This is a genomic window from Armatimonadota bacterium (assembly GCA_035527535.1).
Classification (GTDB): domain Bacteria; phylum Armatimonadota; class Hebobacteria.
Genome location: DATLAK010000108.1, coordinates 1 through 4838 on the forward strand (window position 1 = coordinate 1; position 4838 = coordinate 4838).

Below are 4838 nucleotides of genomic sequence, written 5' to 3' on the forward strand. Positions count from 1 at the left end.
CTTCCGCCGCGAAGGGGACACCCGCCGCGTGCGCAAGCGACTGAAGGCGGCGTTCGAGACCAACCACCACGTCCCCGCATATATGCTCGGCGGCAAGCGCCTGCCCAAGCGCTTGCCGCAATACATCGGCCTGGGGGATGAGAACGAGGCGGTGGCTTACGCCGTCGAGAACGTCCCGGCCTGGATCCATACCTCCGGCGCGCTCCGATGGATGCTGGAGGTGATGGAAGAGGTGCTGCAAGACCGGCAGGACCGGCAGGCACGGCCCATCTAGCCGCGCGTCGCGCGCCCCGCGCCGTCGCCGCGCAGCAGCCCTTGGTGGCGCGCGCACAACTGACCGCCGAGTTGCGCCGCCAGCATCTCCTCCTGCCAGTGGGCGTTGTAGAGCCGGCACCGCGGGTCGTCGCAGAACGGCTCCCCCGTCAGGTGATACGCCACCGCTTGCAGCACATATCCCTTCACCACCTCGGTCAGCCGCGGCTCGTCGTGCTCCAGGAAGCGCCCCGCGAACTGCTGCTTCAGGAGCTCGTAATCCGCGCTGCCGGGGGCCACCCCGCCCAGCGCCTGGCGTGCCGCGTAGAACTCGCGCGGCTTGGCCGGGGCCTCGACCAGGCCGCTGACGGAGACGATGCAGGGCTCACCGCAGATGATGGTGCGCAGGTGGTAACGCAGGTCGTCGTCGTCCCAGGTGGCGAGCAGCCGGTTGGTCAAGGCGATGTGGATGGCATCCCTCTCGCGTCCGGCGAGGAGCCCCGCCAGCAGGGCCTGAAAGCGGAACCCGTCGTAGGCCACGCCGAAGGGCCCGCGGTTCGCGTTCTGCAGGCGCCGCCGCTCGTAGGCGATCTCCCCCGCCAGCGGCGTCACGTGGGCCGGGGGAGCTGACAGGTCGCGCACCTTCAGGCGGGCGATGCGCAGCGCGAGGTCGTCGCCCGACTCGCGGCCGCCCGCCAGCCAGTGGGTAATGAAGTCGCCGCGCCACCCGGGCGCGATGTCGGCAACGGCTTGAGCCAGGTCGCCCGCCAACTCGTGACCGCGCAGGGTGGGGGCGGTGCCTTCGTCATATAGCCACACCGGTCTCGGCATAGGGGCTGCCGCGCGGGGGCGCGGGATCCCGCGACGCCTGCGGGCCTACAGCCGGGCGCTGCTTACCACCGCTTGGCCGCCGGAGTCCGCGGCCCAGATCAGCCGCAGCTCGCGCCCTCCGCTGACCTCGTCCAGGCGCACCTGGTAAGGCGTGATGGACGGCGCCTGGGGATCGCGCAGGGGCTTGATGGCGGCGAATAGCTTTCTCTGCTCTTCGGCCAACCGCTGGTACTTCAGCGAGCGACCCGCGACGAGTGTCCGCACCTGGCGCGGGCTCAGGGTGGCGCCGAAGGCGCGCACCTGCGCCTCGACCCCGGTCCCGGCCGAGGCGCCGGCCTGGAGTTGGCGGCGCACCTGGCTAGCGACGCGACCGGTCGTCACCCACCCTACCGCAAGGTGAATGAACCACACCAGCACCGCCAGCGCGATCAGCGCCATGCCCACGCGCAGCGCGACCAGCCGCAGCTTCTCGCCTGGGGCGAGCTTGCGGGCGGGCTGCGCCTGCTGCCCTTCTTCGCCCTTGATCTGTACGCGTTCCGGCATCGTCTTCGCGGCGCGCGCCCGGCGTGATGCGTCGCTGTGTTGTTTTTCGCCTCATCGGCCCAGCCACCTGCCGCCGGTGTGAACAGGATTCGTCAGGTTGGGGACGAATCTACGACCGCGAGACGGCAGCGTCCATTCCTCACCCAACTTGGAGGGACACATGCAGGAGATCAAGGCCGGCATCATCGGGCTGCGCATGGGCCGGGCTCACGGCCGGGCAATCGCCGCCAGTGCGGGCGCGCGCATCGCCGCGCTGTGCGACGCGGACCCGGAGCTGCTGGCCGCGGTCGCCGCGGAACTGGGGGTGGAGCGCGCGGAAACCGACTTCCGCAGGCTCGTGGACGAGCCTGCGCTCGAGGTCGTGGTGGTGGCGACGCCGGATCAGTTCCACTGCGAGCACACGGTGGCCGCCCTCGAAGCGGGCAAGCACGTGCTGTGCGAGAACCCGATGGCGCCGAGCAGGGAGGAATGCGCGCGCATGGTGGCGGCGGCGAAAGCGGCCGGCCGCAAGCTCATGATCGGCCACCTGCTGCGCTTCACGCCGATCTTCCAGACCCTCAAGCGCATGCGCGATGACGGCGAATTCGGCGAGGTTTACTTCGTTGGCGCGGAGTACCAGTTCGACTACTCGCGGGTCGGCGGGCCGTGGCGGTTCGACCCGCGGGTGGGGCGCCACGTGTACCTGGGCGGCGGGTGCCACGCGGTGGACCTGATGCGGTATTTTCTGGGGGAGGTCAGCACGGTGGTGGCGATGGGCAATCACTTCGCGGCGCCGGAGATGCCCGCGGATGACTGCGTCGCCGCTCTCTACCGCACCTCGGCGGGGCACATCGGCCAGGTGCTCGTCGCCGGCGGCGCCAAGCGCCCCCATGCCGCGACTCTGGCCCTCAACGGCACCCGCGGCAGCGCCCTCGCCAGCAACGTCAGCTCCCGCGCTCAAGTCTGGCTCACGCGCGTGGAGGAGCTGGGCGACCAGTGGATGACCATTCCCGCCGGCGTCAACGCCGATCCCGTGCGCGCGCAGATGGACCACTTCTTGGGCTGCGTCCGCGATGACCTGGAACCGCTGGTCAATGGCGAGGAGGGCATGCGCGCCGTCGCCGCCGCCCTCGCCGCCATCGAGTCCACCGGCAGCGGCCAACTGGTCGCCATCAGTCACACCTGAACCTCCGCCCGGCCGCGGCGGACCGGGACAGATCGCTGCGGCGGGTGGTGACGTTGACGGCGAGATGGCATGAAGACCACGCCGGGGGCTGATGGCGGTGGACATTTGGCTGATTATATGGTATAGTATGTTAACCTCGTGGTGTTGTAAGAGGTGACACCCACTATCTTCCGACTTGGCCTGAGGTGTAGGGCCGCGTCCAGCCTTTCCCACCGTAACCAAGGCCGGGGCAATCCATTTGCTCGCCGCAGCCGGTGCCGGCCCCGGAGAGTCGGTGGCGTCTGACGTACGCCGCGACCTTCCTTGATTCTGGAATTCGCCAGAGGCGAAGCAGTCTCGCACTGCCGACCTGACATCATCAAGTCTCGGCCCACCGGGCCGAGGGACGATCTCAACTGAGGCTACCCATTTCAAGACCCCCACGTGGAGGAGCGTAAGCATCATGCGCGCGACCGAGGACAGCAAGACCCGCGCCCTGGACATGACGGAGCTGGAGGGCAAGACGGTTGACGAACTGCAGGACCTCGCCAAGGGCCTCGACATCACCGGCGCCCAGAGACTCAACAAGCGCGACCTGGTGTTGACCGTGCTCAAGGCGCAGGCGGAGCAGAACGGATTGATCTTCACCGCCGGCGTGCTGGAGATGCTGCCCGAGGGCTATGGCTTCCTGCGCGTGCGCGGGTATCTGCCCAGCCCGGACGACGTTTATGTGTCCCAGTCGCAGATCAAGCGCTTCGCCCTCAAGACCGGCGATACCGTCGGCGGCCAGGTGCGCCCGGCCAAGGACGGCGAGCGCTACTACAGCCTGCTGCGGGTGGAGGCGGTCAACGGCGAAAGCCCCGATGCGCTGAAGCAGCGCGTGCCCTTCGACGCGCTGACCCCCATCTACCCCACCGATCAACTGCGGATGGAGGCCGACCCCAAGGGTATCTCCGGGCGCATGATAGATATCGTCTGCCCCGTCGGCAAGGGGCAGCGCGGCCTCATCGTCTCTCCGCCCAAGGCCGGCAAGACCATGCTGCTCAAGGCCATCGGCAACGCCATCACCGCCAATCATCCCGAGGTCGTGCTCCTGGTGCTGCTGATTGACGAGCGCCCCGAGGAGGTCACCGACATCCGCCGCTCGGTGGACGCCGAGGTCGCCGCCTCCACCTTCGACGAGCTGCCCGAGAACCACATGAAGGTGCAGGAGCTGTGCCTGGAGAAGGCCAAGCGCCTGGTCGAGCATGGAAAAGACGTGGTCGTCCTGCTCGACTCCATCACCCGCCTCTCCCGCGCCTCCAACCTCACCGTCACCCCCAGCGGGCGCACCCTCTCCGGCGGCCTCGACCCCAGCGCCCTCTACCGCCCCAAGCGCTTCTTCGGCGCCGCCCGCAACATCGAGGAGGGCGGCAGCCTGACCGTGGTCGCCACCGCCCTGGTGGACACCGGCAGCCGCATGGACGACGTCATCTTCGAGGAGTTCAAGGGCACCGGCAACATGGAGCTGGTCCTCGACCGCACCCTCTCCGAACGTCGCACCTTCCCCGCCATTGATGTCCGCCGCTCCGGCACCCGTCACGAGGAGTTGCTCTTCAACGAGGACACCCTGCGTCGCGTTTGGCAGCTGCGCAAGGTGCTCAACGCACTCGATACCGTCCAGGCCACCGAGCTGCTGCTCACCGGCCTGCATAAGACCGCAACCAACCAGGCATTCCTGGAGTGGGTCGAGAAGGAACTGCGGCCGAAGAACGGCGACTAGCCGCTCGCCCGCGCTGCCGCTCGCCCCCCATCACACCGAGGTCTTACCCGCCACCGCCATGGTCATCATCATGCGCACGGAGGCGACGCCGGACGAGATCCAGGCGGTGATTGACACCGTCGAGGATGCCGGCTTCCGCGCCTTCCTCAATCCCGGCGTCGAGCGCAAGGTCATCGCCCTGCTGGGGGCGGTGGACGTGGAAAAGGCGAGCCTGGCCGACCGCTTCGCCAGCATGCCCGGGGTCGAGCGCGTCGCCCCCATCTCCGAGCCCTACAAGCTGGCTTCGCGCCAGACCCATCCCGACGA

Annotated in this window: 6 protein-coding genes; 4 read left to right on the top strand and 2 right to left on the bottom strand. The window is 68.7% G+C overall.

The window, feature by feature from the left end; all coding sequences use genetic code 11:
- A partial coding sequence (locus VM221_07830) for a hypothetical protein (protein ID HUT74728.1) occupies positions 1-274 on the top strand: 274 nt, incomplete at its 5' end.
- Here VM221_07830 and VM221_07835 read toward each other — a convergent pair.
- Both VM221_07835 and VM221_07840 read right to left on the bottom strand, forming a co-directional pair.
- Complete coding sequence (locus tag VM221_07835; GenBank protein HUT74729.1) at positions 271-1083, bottom strand: DUF6775 family putative metallopeptidase; 813 nt, start codon at positions 1081-1083, stop codon at positions 271-273. The genes VM221_07830 and VM221_07835 overlap by 4 nt on opposite strands.
- Before the next feature lie 45 nt (positions 1084-1128).
- Positions 1129-1626, bottom strand: coding sequence for a hypothetical protein (locus tag VM221_07840; GenBank protein ID HUT74730.1), 498 nt, complete (start codon positions 1624-1626; stop codon positions 1129-1131).
- 160 nt (positions 1627-1786) lie between these two features.
- Between VM221_07840 and VM221_07845 the strand changes: the two genes are divergently transcribed.
- From VM221_07845 to VM221_07855, 3 genes are all read left to right on the top strand, one after another.
- Positions 1787-2791: a Gfo/Idh/MocA family oxidoreductase gene (locus tag VM221_07845; GenBank protein HUT74731.1), complete on the top strand. Its 1005-nt coding sequence runs from the start codon at positions 1787-1789 to the stop codon at positions 2789-2791.
- Positions 2792-3266: 475 nt separating this feature from the next.
- Entirely contained in the window at positions 3267-4532 is a 1266-nt protein-coding gene (gene rho / locus VM221_07850; GenBank protein HUT74732.1) for a transcription termination factor Rho, read from the top strand.
- Positions 4533-4590: 58 nt separating this feature from the next.
- Positions 4591-4838 (top strand): 3-deoxy-7-phosphoheptulonate synthase (locus tag VM221_07855; GenBank protein ID HUT74733.1); only part of this gene is annotated, 248 nt, incomplete at its 3' end.